The sequence below is a fragment of the Oleiphilus sp. HI0079 genome (genome assembly GCF_001635105.1).
Genome location: NZ_LWFT01000124.1, coordinates 1 through 20,777 on the forward strand (window position 1 = coordinate 1; position 20,777 = coordinate 20,777).

Sequence of the window (20,777 nt, forward strand, 5' to 3'; positions counted from 1 at the left end):
ATCCATTTTCTTTCCATGCTCTTCGAAGTACTCCTCGCGAACAGATTCAGGCGGATACCAGTTAGGCTGCTCAATTTTTAGCTTAACCCGCGTATTTATAACCGGAGACGGCGATTCTTCTGCGCCGATACCCACTGGATAAGTAATCACTTTCGAGCCATCTTCAGGAAAAAAATACAAGCGATATTCCCTCAGGTTCACCACCACTCCCTCACGAATACTCGGCAAAATAAACTTAGATGGGATCACCACTTCGCTCCCCAGTGCTGGCAGCCAGGCATCTATCGTGGGGTTTGCATCGCGCATTTCATTAAAGCCGACATCATGCGCCATGCCAATATCGTAGAGCGTATCTTTGGGTAGAGAGGCCGTTCGCGTGATTTGACCGATCACATCACTGTCACCCCTCCATAAAAGCTCTTGAGCTTCGCTCACACAAGCCAACAGCAGGATAGGGATAACAAGAAGCGGTTTCGTATTCAAAGAGAGCATTCGGGGCGAATCACATGAGTAAACAATTGATTTTAATAATAGCGTTTGGTTAGTCTGGTGTCAGATGTAATATAAGAAATTAACGGTTTCTCTTCTATACTTCAGCTTTACCCTAAAACAATAAACACATAGGTATGCTCAAGCGTGAAAGCCTCCATTCAACGCATTAACGAAGTCAAAGAAGAGAGGCTGCGCCAAACAGCCGTATTCACACTGAGCATCGCGGCGGCCTTGTCGATCTTATTTCTATTTAGAGCTCTTCAATGGGAGCTTTATGGCCGAACGATCAGCTTATCCATTTGCCTGGGTTTCGTGCTCTTGGGCATTGTCATCTTGAAAACAGGCGGAGCGAGGCTTGCGGCCTCTACACTGGGCGTTATTGGGTGTTCGATCGCCGCAAGCTATTCGGTCTACAGTAGCGGGGGCATGGGTAATCCAGCTGCAGGCTGGCTCGTTGCGCTGCCACTCGCAGGTGCGTTAATCGCCGGAAAAGCCGGAGGGATTGCCGCCTTCATTATTGCCGTCATTAGCGGCTCGACGCTCATCTATCTCGAATACAAGTTCGGCACACCCGAAAACCTCACACCCATCGACTTTCGTTATGGACAAGACCGGCTTAATCAAATTGGCCAGTTAGTGATCATTTCTTTCTCTACGATCGGGCTATTCAAGCAAATAAAATTCTCGGAAACCGCGATCTACGACATTGTCTTCAAACTCTCTTCTGAAGTAAGCGCTCGTAAGATTGCTGAAGAAGAAGCCGCTCATGCGAACAATGTTAAAACCGAGTTTTTAGCCAACATGAGCCACGAGATTCGTACACCGATTAATGGCATAACAGGCATGCTCAAGCTACTGGAGAAAGACCCCTTAACTGAAAAGCAACGGGAATATCTTGATCTTGCCAAGTTCAGCTCTGAGACCCTACTTGTCGTCATCAACGACATTCTAGACATCAGTAAAATTGAGTCGGGCAAGCTAGAGCTTGAAGAGGCTGTATTTCATCTTCCAAAATTTATTGATGATATCCAGCGAGTCGCCCAAACACGGGCTGAAGATAAAGGCTTGTATCTTCATTGCAGCACCCGCTTGTCGGAAGACTATGTTTGCGGGGACTCGATTCGTATCCGTCAAGTGATCGATAACTTGCTCAGTAACGCCATTAAGTTTACCCCTACTAGCGGCGTAAAAATGACCGTGCTACTCGAAGAATCAAGCAAAAACACCTCTTTACTTACTGTACAGATCGAAGATTCTGGAATCGGAATTCCAGAAGATAAATTTAACGATTTGTTTACGCCATTTTTACAAATGGAGAGATCGACCACGAGACGCTTTGGCGGGACCGGCTTGGGCTTATCTATTTCAAAACAACTCATCGAACTAATGGGTGGCTCCATCAACGTAAGGAGTGAGTTTGGCAAAGGAAGTTGCTTTAAGTTTGTCGTTAAACTCGCAAAACCAAAGCAAGATGAAATCAACAACAGCAAATCCTCGGCCACCAACGAGAAAGAGGCTCTGAACTTAGCAGAGACACAGAGAAAAGCGCTGCTGGTAGAAGATAATGACGTCAACATTGTGGTTGCTCAAGCCCTGTTAGAGGGACTTGGGCTACAAGTGGAGATTGCTAAAAATGGTGCCGAAGCGCTACAGATACTCAACGCCGAAAACCCGCAGCACTATCAGCTCATCTTTATGGATTGCCAGATGCCGGTAATGGATGGCTACGAGGCCACTCGTAAAATAAGAGAAATCGATGCTTTGAAAGCACTACCCATCATCGCAATGACAGCCAATGCCATGCAGGGTGATAAAGAGAAATGCTTAGACGCAGGCATGTCCGACTACATCGCCAAACCCATTACACCCGAGGTACTAGAACAAAAAATTCGAAAGTGGCTATAAGCAACAGGCATTCAGAACACAGTGCATCATGACTGTGTTCCTCAACAAAACACCCGTCAAACGATTCGCCCTCTTAGGTCGAGAGCTTCGCTAACAAGGCATCAAAGAAATCATTCCTTCCATTACCCTGACCTACAGACGGCCCATAAGAACGTCCAACAGACTGATCAAACTCACGTTGCAGGTTTTGCACCAACGACTCGCCAGAGTCTTGTAATCCGACCTTGTTACTAAACGCTTTTGCAGATTCCAGTAGCTCTTCCACTTGCTGGGCATAATCTGCCAGCAATGTCTGCAAACCCGGCGGTAATTGTGGTGGGCGATACTCTTCCGGAATGCGATTGCTCAGCTTCGAAGTGCGCACTTCAGTTTGCTCAACAACAGACAAACTAGATGATTTTAGATCGAGACTAAACTGCGCTATCTGGGAGCTATCAAACTCCAAAGACAAGGCCTGATTAAACGCATCTTCAATGCCACCCGCGAAAAACGAGTCACTAATATCCGCAACCTGAACCAATAATGCATCCAGTGCCGCCACCTCGTCATTGTTTAAATCACCCTTAACCGAAATAGAAAATGCACTGGAGTATCGCGTACTCGACTCAAAGCTCGTCGCAGAAGCATTATCGGTTTCAATGGTGCTAAATTGCGCTTTACGCTGAAACAACTCCTGCGCAGAAATCTGGATACGATCGCCCTCTTGCGTCTTCAGCTCAAACTGAAAACTAGCGCGCGATCTTTCAAAAAGCCGACCTTCAGTGAACGCCGTGCTCGAAAGGCTCGTTAGCACACCTTCGTCAGCGGGTTTAAGAGTGTCTTCAAGCTTATCAATGCGTGTATTGATGCCCTGCTCTGCCGCATCGATATTATCAGAGAGATCATCGCTGAGTAGGCCAACGCGGTCGATATCATCTCGCGCCAACTGAAAGCCCTGCGTCACGCCTTCACGAGCCTGAGAGATGAGATCATCAAGCTCAGTTTGCGTTGCACCCTCGTCGCGCCGCTTGGAAATCGCTTGCTCAATAAAACCTGAAACCGTATCGACCACCGCTTGAACATCAAAGATTTTATCGCCCGGGTCGTTGGCCGAAGATGGCGGAACATCAACACCAAGACCGCGCTTTAAACCCTGCGAGAACAGCGTTGCCGTGTCTGACGGACGCGCTTGTCCATCGTTATCAGAAACGCGTGTTTTAACCTGATCCGAACCAATCCCTGGAAAAAGATTATTTAGAAAAGAGATCATGTCAGTTCCTGCCCCGCTAAGTTCAAGGATAGAGTTTGATGGTATCGTAGTTTATCGGCGCAAAGCTAAGAGTCTTTAAGTATAAAAAAACACTATCGAGCGGGTTTTTATGCCAGAAGAAAGAGCTGTACCTAAGTTCTTTGCTTACGTGTGAGCTGATTTAATGGTGCTTGTTGTACGGCGCAGCAAATTAAATAAATGCGTCCCCTTTAATTCCAATCCAAAATAGCTTAGCGATTCCCTGCATTTACCTCTCCCCCAAACTTTCTTGTTTATACCTCAACAAAGGCGAGAGGAAGAATTCGATCAACCTTCGCTGGCCTGTTTTGATTTCTGTTGTCACTGACATACCTGGTGAAAGGCGCACTTCGCGCCCTTCGATGAGCAGCTTGTCTTGGTTGAGTGTCACTCGCGCGTTGTAGACGAGCCCTTGGCGTTCATTCTGCAGCGTATTACTAGCGTCATTTGAAATTGCATCGTCCGAAATAGAACTAATTTGCGCGTCGATCAAACCATATTTGGTGAAGTTGAAGGTATCAACTTTCACTACGGCTTTCTGGCCTTCTTGCACAAAACCAATGTCTTTGTTTTGAATCATCGCTTCGACTTCGAGTGCGCTGTCGCGCGGCACGATGTGCATTAAGAGTTGGGCGCTTTGCACAACGCCGTCAATGGTGGTGGTCGCGAGTTGTTGCACTTGCCCTGTGATCGGTGCGATAAGCGTATAGTGCGTTAAGCGCTGTTCTGCTTTGGTCACTTGCTGGGACAAGGCATCGCTTTGGACTTGTAAGGCGTTTTGCTCAGCCAATGTTTGTTTGCGTTTTTCAGCGAGATAGAGCGTTTGCTGTGTGCTGATGCTTTGCTCGGATTGCTTGAGCTGATTCAGTCGTGCTTGTTGCACGGCAAGATCTTGCTGCTCTTCGATGAGTTCTTGTTTGAGTTCAAGATATTGAAGTTTCGAGCCGTAGGATTTCTTACGCAGAGTATCGAGCGCATCTACCCTTTCCTGAATCACGGGTATGACTCGTTGTTTCTTTTTGATTTCACCTTGCGTCATGCTTTGATCAATTTGCAGTTTTACACGCTCGTTTTGGAAGTTCGCAAGCTGCGCGGCGACTTCGGATTGTTCTTGTAGAAGTTGCGCGTGTTGTTGAGTAGATAGTGGTTGAGTGGATAGTGGCTGCGTGGATAGTGGATGAGGCAATTCTTCTACTGCGGGGTCTGACCCCAATGCATTGGGGTCAGACCCCGGGGCAATGTTCGCTGAGCTAAGAAACTCGGATAATAGCTCCAAACGCTGCAGGTTTTGGCGCACACCAGCCAGCTCCGCTTTGAGGCTTTCGTACTCGGCTTTCGCGAGTTGAGCATCAAGCTCTATCAGCACTTGGCCTTGCTCTACGAGCTGGCCCTCTTTAACGTGAATTGCTTTGATGCGCGCCGTTTCAAGAGACTGGATTTGTTTTACTGACTCAGTTGGAATGACCTTGCCTTGTGCGACAGCAACAATATCGACCTTTCCAAACCAGGCCCAACACGCAGCCACCACAAACAAGAACATGATCAACCAGATGATTAATCTACCGGCGCGAGAGCTGGGTGTTTGCTCGACTTCGATTGCCGCAGGCAAGAATGCGTTTAGATCGTTTTGTGCAAACTTAGAAGCGCTCATGCTGATACCTCGCTGCTATTTTTATTGCCATTGCTCTTATTAACTGCCTCAGCTGAACGACTTTCTGAGCGAGCAGCACTCGAAGAACTGGACGAGAAGCTAGCCGAATAACCGGGAAAGGCGTCTTGCTTTGGCGCTTCTCTGAAGTTGGGCACATAACTTTGATGACGATGCAGCTTGGCGTAATAGCCGTTCTGATCAATGAGCTCGTCATGCGCGCCGCTCTCAACAATTCCTCCCTGATCGACCACAATAATGCGATCTGCACCACGTACAGTGGAGAGCCGATGCGCAATGATGAACACCGTTCGGCCTTGGCAGATCTGGCGCATATTGTCCTGAACCACCCGTTCGCTTTCATAGTCGAGCGCACTGGTTGCCTCGTCGAATATAAGTATTTTGGGATTAGTAATCAGTGCGCGGGCAATCGCAATACGCTGCTTTTGTCCGCCTGATAATGATGCGCCTTGCTCGCCGACCATGGTGTCGTAACCTTCGGGTAACTCAAGAATAAACTCGTGCGCACCCGCCAATTTGGCAGCTTGAATTACCCGCTCTATCGGCATGCTTGGGTCAACTAAGGCGATATTGTCTTTGACAGTTCGATTGAACAAGCGGCTTTCTTGCAGCACCACACCCACCTGCCGGCGCAGCCATGCGGTATCGACCTGAGCCAGATCAACACCATCAACCAGAACCCGACCGGATTCTGGAACATACAAGCGCTGAATGAGCTTGCTAAGGGTGCTTTTGCCCGATCCGGAGCGACCAACAATGCCGATCACCTCTCCGGCTTGCACATTGAGTGACAGCGCCTTTAACACCTCTGGACGATCAGGCGCATAACGAAAACAGACCTGATCAAAACACACATCCCCGTTAATCGCGGGCAAAGTACTGCGGTTTGGATTGTGCGCCGGCTCAGTGGGCGAGTTTAATATGTCGCCTAGCCGTTCGATCGAGATACCGGCTTGTTGGAAGTCTTGCCAAAGCTGTACCAGCTTGAGAATCGGCGCACTAACGCGCCCTGCAATCATGTTAAACGCAATCAACTGGCCAACCGTGAGTGCGCCGGCAATCACCAAGCTTGCGCCCACCCAAAGGATCAACACAGTCACTACTTTGTTGATAAAACCTGCACACTGGCTCGCAATATTGCCAAGGTTATTGGCTTTGAAAGATGCGCTGACGTACGCCGCGAGTTGCTCCTCCCACTTGCGCTGCATCTGCGGCTCTACCGCCATCGCTTTGAGCGTTTCTGCGCCAGAGACCGACTCCACCAAAAAAGCCTGATTCGCTGCCCCGCGTTGAAACTTCTCGTCCAAGCGTTTACGCAAAATAGGCGTGATGTACGCCGATAACACGATATAAAACGGCAACGAGCCAAGCACAATCCAAGTGAGCGTTGGGCTGTAATACCAAAGCACAACGAAGAACACGATGGTAAAACCAAGATCGATCACCAGCGTCAATGCTGAGCTAGTTATAAACTCGCGGATGGTGTTTAGCTCGTGCACACGCGCGACTGTCGTACCGACCTGACGGTTCTGAAAATATGCCAACGGCAAATGCAGCAAGTGCTTGAACAGCTGCGCACCGAGAGTCACGTCGACGCGATTCGTGGTATGGCTGAACACATAGTTGCGCAAACCATTGAGCACCACATCAAACAGGGATATCACCAACAAGCCAAAACAAAGCACATCGAGCGTCGTGAGACCCTGATGCGCCAAGACCTTATCAATCACAACCTGAAAAAACAGCGGTGTGATCAAGGCAAAGAGCTGAATAAAGAACGAAGCCAACAATACCTGATACAAAATCTGCTTATGCTTGACGATGGCGGGGATAAACCAGGAGATGTCGAACTTACTCGATAAACCGGGCAGCAATGCACGCTTGGTGATGAGTATCGCCTCGCCGCTCCAGTGTTCCAAAAATTCCTCTATCGTCATCGTTGAAGCAGGCTGCCCAACGAGATCATAGGCTTGCAGTAAAACGTTGCCTTGCGACGATGACACGCTCGCAAGCACTTGATAGCGTCCGTTTTGCATTCGCACGATGGTGGGAAGCGGCAGAGCGCTTATCGCTTTTAGGCTCGGCTTGCTTAACTGCACACATTTCGCTTTCAACGATAAAGAAGCCGCTGCTCGTAATAGCGTTTGCGTGTCGAAGGTCTCTTTTTCACAAGCCCCCAAGCCGAACGCATGTTTTAACTGGGTATGACTGGCAGAAATTTGGTGAAAATGCGCCAGTGTCAGTAGGCATTCAAGCCCACTATCCATTTGGGCAGAGGTGGTTGGTTCGGACGAACGCGCTCCGTGATCGCAATCCTTTTGCAATGTAGTCTCCTAGGCAGTCATATCCGTTGACTGCAAACATCCTTGTTTGAGTGTCATTTCTGACGCGCAAAGTGTAACGGACTTTCTCCCCAGCGGAAATACGCTGATGGCGGTTTGTTTCAAGCAGAAAGGCGCTGCGGTGGTACACTTCGAAAAAATGGCCGTATACAAATTAAGAGCGGTAAGAGAGTGTGTAAATGAATATAAGCGCCGATTTATTCGATAGTGGTTTGATCTGGTTTGCCAATGCGCTCGCCATTCTCGCTTTGATTCTGGCTCTGTTCTTTATTCACTGGCGAGCGATCATCGAGGATACCCGCGTTCAGCATGTCATCGGTTTTTGTACTATTGCCTTAATGATTGCATGGTCGTTACGCGCGGGCATTTCGGATGGGCTGGGTATCCACTTTTTTCTCATCACCGCCGTCCACTTGCTAATGGGATGGCAACTCGCGATTTGGGTTGCCGCACTGGCGATCATCGGCACCATCATACTTGGACAAGAATCTCCCGAGGGCTTTGGCATTAACATGCTCGTCTCGGTGATGGTCCCATTACTAACAAACTACACCGTCTGGCGTTTGCATGATCGCAGCAGCGCCACGCATCCGTTCTCGTTTATTTTTCTCGTGGCGTTTCTAGGCGGTGGCATATCGGTCATTGCCAGCGGTTTGGTGATGACCCTGATGCTCTGGACTTTAGACATTTATACTTTTGAGCACATCTCGAATGAGTTTTGGATTTTTATTCCGCTCATCGCATTTCCCGAGGCCACCATCAACGGAATGATCATTAGCATCTTGATTTTTAATCATCCTCACTGGGTGCGACTCTTCGATCAAAATCGCTATTTAGGCAAACATTCTTAGGCGAAGAACTGGTCTCGATCAATAGGTTATTGTTACGATGAAAGGATGTCCCAGTCGCCTTTCATGTCTACTCGTTTAACCATGCCCATTGTATACATACTCGCAACCCTGTTTGCGCTTTGCGTACCGGTGAACAATGCCAAGGCAGAGGAACAACTCGCGCCGCACTTTGCGTTCTCAACCTACTTTGGTTCGGGTATTTATAGCTCTTCAGGCAATGATGTCACAGTGTTTAATATCCCATTGGTATTCGACCCGGATTGGGATGACATTGACTATTTGGAAGACGTTCACTTGCGCATTCCCATATCAGTGGGTCTGGCTAACTTTGCATATGATGAGATTGAAGAAACCAGACCTCTTGAAGATGCGTCTACCATCACCGTAGCCTTGGGCCTAGAAAAAGACTACTGGGATAGCAAAAAGCTGAAACTCGTACCATTTTTTGATATCGGATACTCCGAAGACTTATCGACGCACAACAGGGCCATGACCTTTGCCGTGGGCACCAGCATTTTCCGCTACACGCGCTTTTGGGGTGAACAGCAACTGATCTACGGCAAGATTCAACACGCAGGCTTTTCAAGAAAAGAAAGCCGCTCGCAAAATTTTAGCTCTCTACAAATTGGTAGTGATTTTAAGTTTCCCGAGCGCTTCGGTTCGGGCCGCTTATCGACATTTATGACGATGTACTTAACCAGTTACTTTTACATGGTGGGCATCGAGTTTGAAGAAACCAATATCACGCCGCTTCAAGACGAGTGGGTTCACGAGGCAGGCTTTACCTGGGGCTTGGATGACCCCATCGAAACATCGGTTGCGAATGTAGAACGCATCGGCCTAGGTTATCGTTTTTCTGAAAAAAGCCCCGGCGCCGTGCACATCACCTTCAACTTTCCGCTCGATTAACAATGTAAGAACTAACTAAAAGTGACGAGCGGGCTTAAAAGCCACCGACATTTGATGATTAGTGCCAAGCGCAAACTGCACAACATAGATGATATTTGGATCGTATTGCGCCGGCGATTGGACGCGTACAGGCCCAATGCTATGTTGTTGACCCCGCTGTTCCCAAGTAATCACAATATCGTTTTCTTCGAGTTCTCGCGCATGAAAACCATTCATACACATTGAGCGATGGAGAATAATGCCGCAGGCAAACTTACGATGAAATTCAGTTACCTCAATCTGCATATTCCGAATATCATCATTGGTAAGATTGAGAATTTCGATACCGTTGAATCGCAAGGCCGACTTGGACGTTAAGCTGCTTGCACACGAAGTCATCAGTAAAAAACAAACCAAAATACAGAGGCATCGCAGTGCCCTAACCCGAAGCCTAGCCGCTTGATGCAGCATTATTGCTCGGCCTCTATCTTCAATAGCTCTTGCTGCTCTGGCTTTAGAGAGGCCTCTAGAGATGGCTCTTCCGAGTCGGATACCAGATCAATTTCCAACTCTGCTTTATCCGTAAAATACTCTGGCAACTCGGCCTTAATAGCCGGCGCGAGCTTCTTAAATTCACTCACTTGTTTCACCAAGTTGGCCTTCCCGCTCACCAGCTGCCCTTCTGCCTTCACGTAGGCTTCTTGGGCTCGATCGAGACCTTTTTTCACTCCCTCAAAACTCGACAGAAAGGTATTCAGCTTTTTGAATACGCCATCGGCTTTTTTGGCAAGCTCAGCGGTATGCTTGTTTTGATCTTCATATCGCCATAGCTGTCGGACGATATTGAGACTAGTAAGCAAGGTCGTCGGCGTGGCGACCAAGACATTATTGACAATGGCTTCCTGAAACAGCAACTCATCGGCCTTCAATGCTTCAACAAATGCCGATTCAATGGGCACAAACATAAAGACAATTTCAGGAGAATTCATACCCGGCAACTTGTAATAATCGCGATCAGCAAGTTCGGTTATTCGATCACGCATCGAGCTAACATGTTCTTTTAGGGCAAGCGCGCGCTCGGTCTCATCATCCGAATTCACAAAGCGCGTATACGCATTGAGTGATACCTTGGCATCGATAATGAGATGTTTGTCTTGCGGCAAATACACAACGGCATCAGGTCTTTGACGACCCTCTTCCGTATTGAACGACACTTCACGCTTATAGTCTTTACCCAGCTGCAACCCAGAGCGTTCAAGCACATTCTCCAGCACCAACTCACCCCAGTTACCTTGCAGTTTTTTCTGACCTTTCAGTGCCGTCGAAAGCTCGTGCGCCTCGGTGGTCATTTTAAGGTTAAGCTCTTTCAATGACTCGAGCTCTTTTTTCAGCTCAGAGCGCTGCATAGTCTCGCGGTGTACGTTGTCATCAATCTTCTTTTTAAATTCTTCAATCGAGGTTTTAAAGGGGTTGATCGTTGCACTTAAGCTCTCTTTATTCGCTTCCTGAAGGGCTTTTGAGTTGCTTTGTAGAATCTCGTTGGAAAGCTGCTGGAACTGAAGTTTGAGCTCTTCTTTTTGCTTATTGAAGGTTTCAAGTTCTCGCTTATGGCTCGCTTCTCGCTCTTCCATCGAGGTATTCAGGCGCTCGTAGTTCGACTCTGTGTCACGCAAGCTCGCGCGGGTTTCGTCTAAGTGAAGCGACAATTTATCGCACTGCTCCTGCAAACCCTTCGCTTGCTGAGCGCGCTGCTCGGCGAGCACTTCAAACTGTTTTGACTGATCGCGAGAATGAGCCAGTTCAGATTTAAGATCCGTCAGCTCTTCACGCAGCAGGAGCTGGCTCTCATCCATGCGTGCCTGAAGCGCTTCGAGACTTTCACGCTCGTGCTCATAGCGGGTTTTTATTTCTGCTAGCTCCAGTTCCAAGGCTTTTTGCTGAGTTGACGCCTTCAACTTTGCCAGAACAAATCCGACCAACAAAGACAAACAAACAGAAGAAGCGAGCACTGCAATAAAAAACGTATCCATAGCTGATAGCAAACCTAAATGAAAAGGGAGTGTCCGAGATTGAGGCAACCGATAACCAAGATTGTACTGGTTTTAATCTCGGTTATCTTTAGCAAATAACGCATGGAACGAAAATCTACTGCCACACCCCAGACTGGTAAAATGTCTGCAGCTGCTGCCGAACACTCTGCATACTTTGGTGGTAGCCATGTTGCTGCAACCACTCGTCGTTATAGTAGGTATCGAGATAACGATCCCCACGATCACATAACATCGTGACGATCGAGCCGCGCTCGGCCTGCAACTTCATTTCAGATGCAAGCTGATAGGTTGCGTAGAGATTGGTTCCGGTTGAACCACCTACTCTTAAGCCCAGTAAATCGCTCAAATGTCGCATCGCAGCATAGGATGACGCATCCGGTATTTTCATCATCCGATGCACGACAGAAGGTATGAACGATGGCTCGACTCTTGGACGGCCAATACCTTCAATTGCAGAACCGCGATCATGTGTGAGTCCTGCATCACCGGTTTGATAGTAATCATAAAACACCGAATGCTCAGGATCCGCCACGCACAATTTGGTGTTTGCACCTTTGTAATTAATGTAGCGCCCGATTGTTGCTGATGTGCCTCCTGTTCCGGCGCTCATAACAATCCATGTTGGCTCGGGATTTGGCTCACATCGCATCTGATGAAAAATCGAATCTGCAATATTGTTATTGCCTCGCCAATCTGTCGCGCGCTCCGCGTTGGTGAACTGATCCATGTAGTAGCCCTTTAGCTCGCGGGCAAGGCGTTCTGATTCGGAGTAAATCTCACTGCCTTTCACTAGGTGACAGCGCCCGCCATAAAACTCGACTTGGGCTTGCTTATGCTTTGAGGTGGTGTCGGGCATGACCGCGATAAAGGGCAAACCAAGTAGCCGAGCAAAGTACGCCTCAGAAACAGCTGTACTACCTGAAGAAGCTTCAATGATGGTGGTGTCTTCTCCGACATATCCATTCGCCAACGCATACAAAAATAATGAGCGCGCTAAGCGGTGTTTGAGCGAACCCGTCGGATGTGTGGATTCGTCTTTTATGTAGACCTGGATATCCTGATAACTATCCGGCATCGGAACCTGAAACAAATGCGTGTCAGATGATCGCTGCATTTCGGCCAAGATCAATTTAATCGATTGCTGAACCCAGCTCATATAAAAACCTCCAAACGCTTCTTGTAATTTAGGCACTCTTTAGTTTGAAGGTAGCGCCCAACAAAGTACTATACACCATGTTTTCAACGAATTAAGTAAGCTCCCATGGCAAACGTTCTCACAGACAAACAAGCGCACTTTAATAAACTGATCAAGCTAGCAAGCTGGGCTTCTGTGTGCGTCGCAATCCTATTGCTGCTGATGAAAATTTACGCCTGGTTTTCGACCGGCTCGATTGGCGTACTTGCCTCTTTGGTCGACTCTCTTTTGGACTTGCTTGCCTCGCTCATCAATATGTTTGCGATTCGCTATGCCATGGTGCCAGCCGATAACGAACACCGCTTTGGACATGGTAAGGCAGAGTCTTTGGCGGGGCTTGGGCAGGCGCTATTCATCTCTAGTTCGGCCCTATTTCTGATTATCTACTCGATTGAACGCATGGTGAATCCAAGCGAACTTCGCTCTATCGAAGTGGGCAGTGTCGTGGTCGGCATCTCGATTCTATTAACCTTTGTTCTGGTTGCCTTTCAGCGCTTTGTCGCGAAAAAGACCGGCTCACTTGCCATCAAAGCGGACTCGCTGCATTACGCGTCCGACTTACTATCAAACACGGGCATACTTATCGGGCTCGTTCTTTATCAGCAGGGTATCGTGCAGGCAGACCCAATTATCGCGCTCGCGATTGGTATTTATATTTTGAAATCCGCGTGGGATATTGGCGATGAGGCGATGCACCATCTGCTAGACAGAGAGCTTCCTGAAGAAGAGCAAACGCAGATACTGGCGATTGCCAACGCCCCGGCGGAAATTCTCGAAGTACACGACTTGCGCACACGCCAATCAGGGCGGACCAAGTTCGTTCAAATGCATCTGGTCATGCAAGGCTCAACACCGCTGAGCAAAGCGCACCAGATCGGAGAGCAAATAGAAGCGGAGATTGAAGACGCGTTTCATGATGTCGATGTATTGGTCCACTTAGACCCACACACAGAAGCCGTGAATGAGCTGCCTTAGCCGCGCATTTTCTCAAGCATGCTCTTCATCATCTCATGAATGGTTTGGATCGCCTTTAACGGCCGGACCATCACTTTAAACTCGGTAATCTGGCCTTGCTCGTTCCAACTGATCATGTCGACACCATTCACCTCAATGCCATTGACCACTGTTTGAAACTCCAAAATGGCATGATCGTCAGCGATGGTTTCGCGCACGTACTTAAAGCTCTCATTAAAGAACACCACAAACGCGGCCGATAGATACATGCTCGTAATGGGCTTGCCGTTTTGAGGGGTGTGCACCACCGGGGAATAGAACACAACATCATCCGCCAGCAAGGTGTTTAAGCCCGAAGGATCTCTGCTTGCTAACAACTTATGCCAGTGCTCAACCGCACTCGCGGGGTGCTTCTCAACCTGAGTCATGCTCTTCTCCGAATCGATCATTAAAGTCAAAACAGTCTTTATACTGTAAAGATAAAGCACTATAGCAAAGCCATTTATCGCTATTCCAGATCTATGGCTGAATTAGACTGTTCTATGCTGTATAAAAGAACACACACTAAAACTTCATCAGGTGCCGAAGCAAGCTATGCCTTTACCCGAATTTATTGCCTCCATATGGATGGATGTTATCGCTGTATGCTGGTTTTTACTTTGCTTCAAAGGGTATAGCGCATATACCCGACGCCGTGTTCATGATACGCCCTGCCTCGCGAGTCTCTTGTATCTGGCCCGCCTAGACTGGATGAATGAGATGCTGGAGCGCGAGATTCGCGTTGCAGATAACACCGCGATCGCCAATCTTGAGCGCAGCGTTTCATTCTTTGCATCCACGACGATGCTGATTTTAGCGGGCTTACTGACAATCCTTGGTTCAACAGACAAAGCGATAGGCCTGCTTGAAGATCTGCCCTTTGTGATGCCAGCGACACGTGCCGAATGGGAACTGAAATTTCTACTGTTGATTGTGGTTTTCGTATACGCCTTCTTCAAATTCACTTGGAGCTTGCGGCAGTATGGCTTTGTGACAGTGATGATTGGCGGAGCGCCGGTGTGTTCGCGCGAAGAAAAACCAAAAGAGCATCGGGTGCTTGCAGAGCGGCTTGCGAAGATGGGGTCGATGGCGGCACATAACTTCAATATGGGACTAAGAACCTATTACTTCTCAATCTCCATATTAGCGTGGTTTATCAATCCGATTCTCTTTATGGTGGCGGCAACCAGCATCGTCTTTGTGCTGTATCAACGTGAGTTTAAATCGTCGACCTTGCGCACCTTAATGCAGAGTAAAACCATTGATTTAAAACGAACGCCAGATTTGTAAACAAGGTGTTTACCAACCTTCAAGGAAAGGAAGACCTTCCAGGTTCAAGCCTAAGGTGGCCCAAGAATAACCCTCGGTGTGCGTTGCCGTGATCGAAACAGTTCGGTATCGAACACTCAGCTCTAGCCCCAACTGCTCAATGCCGTTTGGATCTGGGATCGTAAAGTTTCCTGCATCAAGAACATGCCAAGAAAAGCCAAAGTCGACCCCCCAATGCCACGTTGAATTTGTATAAGCTACATTATACTTGTGCCCTTTGCTCCCGTGCCCGTAGCGAAAAGTGGCACCTGTCATTTGAGCACCTTCTTTGTTGAAATAAGACAAACCCGCGTAGTGCGCGATACCGATGACGTTGTCTTTATATAAGTAGGTGTAACGAGGCGTCCAACCAACACCGTCAAACAAATCCCAATCCCAAGCAGGCGTAGTTCGGGTTTCATCTTGCTCAGCAAACGCAAGGCTAGAAAGCGCAAAAGCACAAACGAAAATCAAGGGTCGTAAAACGAGATTTGAAAAGTCCATTAATCGAATAGTCTTATAAGCAAAGTTATAGGCGTGAAAAGAGTACACAAAGCGCTTACCCAAACCAAGATGCAAAGTGCGTATTTGTGCGCAAGTTGTCCATCGTGCGCGCATTTGTTTTAAACCGTGCACGAATCTGCGTTAAGATTCAGCGATAACAAAAACCCTTGCTCACCCGACATATCACCATGAAAAAACAAATAGAACAGCTGGTAGACGCAGATGGTCAATTCCGTCATGGCCATTTCGAAGCGCCGGTAAACCAAATTAACGGCCAAGATTTCGACTTTCGAACGGTGATGAACAAACCGGCTAGCGCTCTAAAAAAACACTTTGCTTACAAGCAATTTCAGTATTTTGGTGCGATCGGTGAAGACCTTATTTTTGGCTGTGCATTTGCCGACATCCGATATATTGGGGCTTGCTTTGTTTATGTTTTCCGTCCATCCGATAACAAGATGCTGACATGGCAGTTCAAGCAACCATTGTCGATAGGCATGAGCATGAGCGACCGCACTGACAATGGCATTAGCCGCTTCGAAAAAGCCAACAAAGCGGCCTCTCAGCGATACACGCTCAACAACGATGGAACACGAAGAAAACATCTATCTATTGATTTTGGGGCCGAGCTTCAAATCGATGCATGGATGGATGAGCCGGCTGACTATCAAACCCAGAGCCTCTGCACACCATGTGCGGTAAATGGCTGGGTATACGCACAGAAAACCGCTGCGCTGCCAGTGCAAGGCACGCTGAAGTGCGCGCTTGGCCAGATCAACCTGAACGATGTTCACTGTTATGGACACCACGATTTTTCAGCCGGATTTATGCGCCGTGATACCTTTTGGAACTGGGCATGCTTTAGCTTGCCCCCGACGGAAAAGCGTCCTGCGCTTGGCTTGAATATAAGCTGGGGAGTGAACGAAACCGGCTATTCCGAAAACTGCATTTGGCTAGGTTCCGAATGTATCGAGCTACCGCAAGTACAATTCGATTACAGCCGCGACCACATGCTGGGTGAATGGCGGGCACTGTCGCGCGATGGCAGCGTCGATCTGCGCTTTCAGCCAGTCGGCAAGCATAGCGAAGAGCTCAACCTGTTTGTTTTAGCGACCAACTTCCACCAAATATTTGGCCAGTTTCATGGTGTTATCAAATTACCCGGCAAAAACGACATCGTACTTGAGGGCGTCTGGGGTTTCGTCGAGCACCAGTTCTCGCGCTGGTAACGCGTTCTATCTTCGCGCAACGCCAAATGCACAGCTCTTTTTAAGGCATTGCTTTAAGGCATTGCTTCAAGGCATCGCTCACGTCTGCTTCGCTGTGACAGCTCAATGCCTGTTCATCGAAAGCGGACTTTAGAGGGTTTATTAGTACCTATCCGATTATTGTCCCTTGACTGGCAGCTCGACGAACGCTTCGGATGAAGAGCCCCGCTGTTAAGCGAAAGCCAATCCGTTTTACGTCTCTGCGACGCTTAAAAACAAGCAAAAGCGTCACGCCCGCTTAAACCATTGAATCAATTAGAATTTTTGATTTAAAAAAACGTACGCTGAATTGGGATATACGTCGCGAGACGCACTTCCAAAACGACACTTTTCAACTTAGGATAAGAAGCTCAAGGAAGGTTGGACCTACCAAGTAAGTAAGGAACAACAATCAAAAAAATATACCGTCGTAAGACGTGCGTCGCGAGACGTATATTCAACTGTTATATTTAAACCAACCAAACGGAGTACAACGATGAAAAATAGTATTTTACTAGTAGGGCTATGTGCTGGATTAGTTGCATGTGGGGGAGGTAGTTCATCCTCAAGTAACAATGGCTCAACCAATACTAAAACAGGTGTTTTCTTAGATAGTGCCGTTGCCAATATTGGCTATAGGACGGAAACCTTAGAAGGCGTTACAAATTCCGATGGCAAATACGACTACATTGAGGGTGAAACGGTTACTTTCTTTATCGGCGATCTTGAATTACCACCTGTTACCGCAAAAGGTACAGTGACACCTCTGGATTTGGCTGATAGCGACGACACCTCTGATTCAATGGTTGTTAATATTATTAGGTTGCTTCAATCGCTAGATGAAGATGGAAATCCTGACAATGGGATTACAATAGCCGACGCAGCAAAAACTGTAGCTACACCAGTTGGTTTTGAATTATCAATAATTGATTTTGAATCATCGTCTGCCGTGACAACGCTAGTGGCAAACTCAGGTTCCACGAACACTGTACTCATATCCCAAAATGATGCGATAGCTCACTTTGAAGATACATTGGTCGATGCGGGTGAGGATTTTGTAGCAAATTCAAACATTACAGGCATATGGACTACCGATCTCACCGATAATGATTTGTTGGCTTTTGTATTCTTTGCAGACGGTACCTATGTTCATCTAGAGGTAGATGAAGAAGCACCAATTGATGTAAGTGGCGAGCCATCGGGCATGGAATGGGGTACGTATACCAGAAATAATTCAACCGGAGAACTGACGGTTACTCAGACATTTGATGGTAATGGGGATACCGGTCTGACCGATGCCGTAAATGGTCTAACCACTCTTTTTGCGCAAGTATCTGGCGATGTGCTTACATTGCAGTTTGATGACAACCTGAACGGCACTATTGAAGAAGATGAATCTTTAGAATTTTCTCGATCTGCGTCCAATAATTTACTCGGGGTATGGACTACCGATCTCACCGATAATGATTTGTTGGCTTTTGTGTTCTTTGCAGACGGTACCTATGTTCATCTAGAGGTAGATGAAGAAGCACCAATTGATGTAAGTGGCGAGCCATCGGGCATGGAATGGGGTACGTATACCAGAAATAATTCAACCGGAGAACTGACGGTTACTCAGATATTTGATGGTAATGGGGATACCGGTCTTACGGATGCCGCAAATGGTCTAACCACTCTTTTTGCGCAAGTATCTGGCGATGTGCTTACATTGCAGTTTGATGACAACCTGAACGGCACTATTGAAGACGGTGAATCTCTGGATTTTCAGCGAAAATAAAATATAACAAGTGCCAGCAAGCGGACTTGGGTAAATCGACACTGTTTTTGCAAAAAGACGCAAAAACCCCGCCAATTTACCCAAGCCCTTGTGGCAGGCGTTACATGCTCAAAGGAGACAACATGCTACGAAGTCTATTCGCGATAATTTTCTTTGCTAGTGCTTCATTGAATGCATATGCAGAAAGCAAAGAGACCGAACGTTTGGCACAAGTTACTTTGGATTATGCAAAGTGCGCTGATGTGGCTTTAGGTAACTTCACTTCTGATGAAAAGGCGCAAGAAGCCATTAAAGTTTTCTACAAAGCGATGATAAAAAATGTAGAAAACATGCTTGTGTTAGAAAGCGCATCAAAAAACGAATCTACCGAATATTTCCTAGATATAATGGGTAAGGATGTTTTTGTTGGATTTATGCTAAAGGGTTTTTCCGAAGTTGGGCCTCAGTATAAAGATGAGAAAAAGAAGCTAACCAAAGAGCTTAACTATGATTGGCGCTTGGTAAACGAGCGGTTATGGTCAAAACAAGGATGTAACGCGATCTATGGTAGCTTATCCAACTAATCACAGGCATGTAACAAGTGCAGCCTGCATCGCCCAAGGGAACCTTGGGCTGGACCTCGCTTCGCTCGGCCGCAGCTGCAGGCGTTATGCATCACAACGGAGAGATAGATGTATCAAAATAGACAGGCACTAGCATTAGGCTCATTAGTATTTCTTGTCGTCGTAGGGCTAATTGCTATCGTGTTAGCTTTTTGGGCTTGGCCAAAATACAACGTATATAAAATGGAATTAAATGGCCGGGCAGCACTAAAAGAAGCTGAATGGTCTAAACAAATACTCATAGAAGAAGCCAAAGCAAGAGAGCAAGCCGCTCTAATGCAAGCAAAGGCAAAAGTCACATTAGCCGAAGCAGAGGGCAAGGCAAAAATTGTCCGCGCAAAAGCTGAAGGCGCAGCCGACATTGAGCGAGCCAAAGCCGCAGCAGAAGCCAACCGCATTATTGGTGAGTCACTCAAAAACAACGAAGAATATCTCAGGTACGTCTGGATTAAGGGGCTTCAAGACGGTAAAGGAGAGCGCATATACATCCCCACCGAAGCTGGCCTCCCAATTCTTGAAGCCGGTAAAGCAGGAAAATAATGCATAACAAGGCGCTCAAGCAAGGACAAAAACTGCTACGCAGCTTTTGCCGCTTAGCTTGGCGTTAAATCTTATTAGTAGCTCATACTTGCACAATATATAGAACAGGATATACTTGTCTTATAAATTGTACATATAGAGTGGTGATTATGAAAGTTGTTAATTTCTCCGAAGCTAGAAATCAGCTTAAAAGTGTATTAGATCAGGTGGTAGATGATGCTGATTATACGGTTATCACAAGACGTGACGCAGAGGATGCTGTCGTTATGTCACTTGATCAATTTAATGGGCTAATGGAAACCGTGCACTTGCTCAAGAGTCCCGCAAATGCAGCTCATCTAAGTAAATCAATCCAACAATATCGTGCAGGTAAAGCCGAGGAGCATGGATTGCTCAATGATTGATATATTGGCATGGACCAAGGCGGCTTGGTCTGATTATTTATATTGGCAAGGCCAAGATAAGAAAACACTTAAACGTATCAATAAACTCATAACCGATACACAACGCAGCCCTTTTGAGGGTATAGGCAAGCCAGAACCGCTCAAAGAAAACTTGGCAGGTTTTTGGTCCAGGCGCATAGATGATAGCAATCGATTGGTTTATGCTGTTGACGATAATAAGTTAACAATTATCTCTTGCCGTTATCACTATGAATAATGATTTAAATCGGGTAGCCGAGGATCTCTAACCCTCAGCCCCCACAACACCCTGCCCTTTAGCGCGGTGGTGTGCTTTTTCTGTATGAATGAAACGAATAAAAAGATAGACCAATATCTGAGACGTCAGCGTTTCAGGAACGTCGCAAAATGGACGTCAATTCTCGGGGTTATAGCTTTCGTAGTTGCAGCGTTAACGATGCCACTTCTTGGTGATCAATCGCAGGTCGAAGGTATTGTCGCCTCTTTAACTGCGAGGCAACATGAAGAAGGTCATACGTTAAAGTTAGTCGTTACCCTAGACAACGGCGAACAGGTTTTCGTCGTCATTCCTAGATCTAAATACTATGCCAAGGGTAACAAGGTTCGCCTGCTTAAGCGGGAGCCTCTAATGTTTGGTAAGACTATTTATTCTTTCAGAGGCTACGCGCGTGATGGCGAAGCATAACCCGTCTAGTATGCACCGCCCCTTTGCCTGAAGCCTACG

The 20,777-nt window shown here is 47.2% G+C and carries 21 protein-coding genes; 12 read left to right on the forward strand and 9 right to left on the reverse strand.

The window, feature by feature from the left end; translation table 11 throughout:
* Nucleotides 1-483: L,D-transpeptidase family protein (locus tag A3750_RS01785; RefSeq protein WP_197474799.1), on the reverse strand; the 483-nt coding region annotated here is incomplete at its 3' end.
* 153 nt (nucleotides 484-636) lie between these two features.
* Here A3750_RS01785 and A3750_RS01790 point away from each other — a divergent pair.
* Complete coding sequence (locus A3750_RS01790; protein WP_068453853.1) at nucleotides 637-2,397, forward strand: ATP-binding protein; 1,761 nt, start codon at nucleotides 637-639, stop codon at nucleotides 2,395-2,397.
* A gap of 73 nt (nucleotides 2,398-2,470) precedes the next feature.
* Here the strand turns inward: A3750_RS01790 and A3750_RS01795 are convergent, their stop codons facing one another.
* From A3750_RS01795 to A3750_RS01805, 3 genes are all read right to left on the reverse strand, one after another.
* Nucleotides 2,471-3,646: a DUF5610 domain-containing protein gene (locus tag A3750_RS01795; RefSeq protein ID WP_068453855.1), complete on the reverse strand. Its 1,176-nt coding sequence runs from the start codon at nucleotides 3,644-3,646 to the stop codon at nucleotides 2,471-2,473.
* Between the two features lie 247 nt (nucleotides 3,647-3,893).
* Complete coding sequence (locus A3750_RS01800) at nucleotides 3,894-5,315, reverse strand: HlyD family type I secretion periplasmic adaptor subunit (RefSeq protein ID WP_068465234.1); 1,422 nt, start codon at nucleotides 5,313-5,315, stop codon at nucleotides 3,894-3,896.
* On the reverse strand, nucleotides 5,312-7,657 hold the full coding sequence (locus A3750_RS01805; RefSeq protein WP_304439044.1) for a type I secretion system permease/ATPase: 2,346 nt from the start codon (nucleotides 7,655-7,657) through the stop codon (nucleotides 5,312-5,314). The genes A3750_RS01800 and A3750_RS01805 overlap by 4 nt, the downstream gene beginning before the upstream one ends.
* A 197-nt stretch (nucleotides 7,658-7,854) precedes the next feature.
* Here A3750_RS01805 and A3750_RS01810 point away from each other — a divergent pair, with 197 nt between their 5' ends.
* Together A3750_RS01810 and A3750_RS01815 are read left to right on the forward strand one after the other, a co-directional pair.
* On the forward strand, nucleotides 7,855-8,526 hold the full coding sequence (locus A3750_RS01810) for an energy-coupling factor ABC transporter permease (protein ID WP_068458039.1): 672 nt from the start codon (nucleotides 7,855-7,857) through the stop codon (nucleotides 8,524-8,526).
* A gap of 45 nt (nucleotides 8,527-8,571) precedes the next feature.
* Nucleotides 8,572-9,435 (forward strand): hypothetical protein, encoded by an 864-nt coding sequence (locus A3750_RS01815; protein ID WP_156492558.1) that lies wholly within the window; start codon nucleotides 8,572-8,574, stop codon nucleotides 9,433-9,435.
* Between the two features lie 15 nt (nucleotides 9,436-9,450).
* Here A3750_RS01815 and A3750_RS01820 read toward each other — a convergent pair whose 3' ends face one another.
* The 3 genes from A3750_RS01820 to A3750_RS01830 all read right to left on the reverse strand — a co-directional run bounded on the left by A3750_RS01820 (nucleotide 9,451) and on the right by A3750_RS01830 (nucleotide 12,621).
* Nucleotides 9,451-9,813: a hypothetical protein gene (locus A3750_RS01820; RefSeq protein ID WP_156492557.1), complete on the reverse strand. Its 363-nt coding sequence runs from the start codon at nucleotides 9,811-9,813 to the stop codon at nucleotides 9,451-9,453.
* Nucleotides 9,814-9,884: 71 nt separating this feature from the next.
* Nucleotides 9,885-11,444, reverse strand: a complete 1,560-nt coding sequence (gene rmuC / locus A3750_RS01825; RefSeq protein ID WP_082863334.1) for a DNA recombination protein RmuC — start codon at nucleotides 11,442-11,444, stop codon at nucleotides 9,885-9,887.
* A gap of 115 nt (nucleotides 11,445-11,559) precedes the next feature.
* Nucleotides 11,560-12,621: a PLP-dependent cysteine synthase family protein gene (locus tag A3750_RS01830; protein WP_068458034.1), complete on the reverse strand. Its 1,062-nt coding sequence runs from the start codon at nucleotides 12,619-12,621 to the stop codon at nucleotides 11,560-11,562.
* Nucleotides 12,622-12,726: 105 nt separating this feature from the next.
* On the opposite strand from A3750_RS01830, the gene A3750_RS01835 reads away from it, so the two are divergent.
* A complete protein-coding gene (locus A3750_RS01835) occupies nucleotides 12,727-13,635 on the forward strand; it encodes a cation diffusion facilitator family transporter (RefSeq protein WP_068458032.1) in 909 nt (302 codons plus the stop codon).
* Here A3750_RS01835 and A3750_RS01840 read toward each other — a convergent pair.
* On the reverse strand, nucleotides 13,632-14,042 hold the full coding sequence (locus A3750_RS01840; protein ID WP_068458044.1) for a nuclear transport factor 2 family protein: 411 nt from the start codon (nucleotides 14,040-14,042) through the stop codon (nucleotides 13,632-13,634). The two genes, A3750_RS01835 and A3750_RS01840, sit on opposite strands and share 4 nt — an antisense overlap.
* Nucleotides 14,043-14,208: 166 nt before the next feature.
* On the opposite strand from A3750_RS01840, the gene A3750_RS01845 reads away from it, so the two are divergent.
* Nucleotides 14,209-14,943: a DUF599 domain-containing protein gene (locus A3750_RS01845; RefSeq protein ID WP_068458042.1), complete on the forward strand. Its 735-nt coding sequence runs from the start codon at nucleotides 14,209-14,211 to the stop codon at nucleotides 14,941-14,943.
* A gap of 9 nt (nucleotides 14,944-14,952) precedes the next feature.
* Here the strand turns inward: A3750_RS01845 and A3750_RS01850 are convergent, their stop codons facing one another.
* Nucleotides 14,953-15,465 (reverse strand): hypothetical protein, encoded by a 513-nt coding sequence (locus A3750_RS01850; RefSeq protein ID WP_156498311.1) that lies wholly within the window; start codon nucleotides 15,463-15,465, stop codon nucleotides 14,953-14,955.
* Between the two features lie 188 nt (nucleotides 15,466-15,653).
* On the opposite strand from A3750_RS01850, the gene A3750_RS01855 reads away from it, so the two are divergent.
* The 7 genes from A3750_RS01855 to A3750_RS01885 all read left to right on the forward strand — a co-directional run bounded on the left by A3750_RS01855 (nucleotide 15,654) and on the right by A3750_RS01885 (nucleotide 20,738).
* On the forward strand, nucleotides 15,654-16,694 hold the full coding sequence (locus tag A3750_RS01855; protein ID WP_082863098.1) for a DUF2804 domain-containing protein: 1,041 nt from the start codon (nucleotides 15,654-15,656) through the stop codon (nucleotides 16,692-16,694).
* 514 nt (nucleotides 16,695-17,208) lie between these two features.
* On the forward strand, nucleotides 17,209-18,489 hold the full coding sequence (locus tag A3750_RS01860) for a hypothetical protein (protein ID WP_068465228.1): 1,281 nt from the start codon (nucleotides 17,209-17,211) through the stop codon (nucleotides 18,487-18,489).
* Nucleotides 18,490-18,515: 26 nt separating this feature from the next.
* Nucleotides 18,516-19,052 (forward strand): hypothetical protein, encoded by a 537-nt coding sequence (locus tag A3750_RS01865; protein WP_082863099.1) that lies wholly within the window; start codon nucleotides 18,516-18,518, stop codon nucleotides 19,050-19,052.
* Nucleotides 19,053-19,160: 108 nt separating this feature from the next.
* The gene (locus tag A3750_RS01870; protein WP_068453728.1) at nucleotides 19,161-19,631 is read left to right on the forward strand and encodes a hypothetical protein; all 471 of its coding nucleotides are present in this window, start codon (nucleotides 19,161-19,163) and stop codon (nucleotides 19,629-19,631) included.
* A 149-nt stretch (nucleotides 19,632-19,780) separates the two neighbouring features.
* Complete coding sequence (locus A3750_RS01875; protein WP_068453729.1) at nucleotides 19,781-20,035, forward strand: type II toxin-antitoxin system Phd/YefM family antitoxin; 255 nt, start codon at nucleotides 19,781-19,783, stop codon at nucleotides 20,033-20,035.
* Nucleotides 20,028-20,291 (forward strand): Txe/YoeB family addiction module toxin, encoded by a 264-nt coding sequence (locus A3750_RS01880; RefSeq protein ID WP_068520968.1) that lies wholly within the window; start codon nucleotides 20,028-20,030, stop codon nucleotides 20,289-20,291. The genes A3750_RS01875 and A3750_RS01880 overlap by 8 nt, the downstream gene beginning before the upstream one ends.
* Before the next feature lie 198 nt (nucleotides 20,292-20,489).
* On the forward strand, nucleotides 20,490-20,738 hold the full coding sequence (locus A3750_RS01885) for a hypothetical protein (protein ID WP_156492296.1): 249 nt from the start codon (nucleotides 20,490-20,492) through the stop codon (nucleotides 20,736-20,738).
* Nucleotides 20,739-20,777 lie beyond the last annotated feature (39 nt).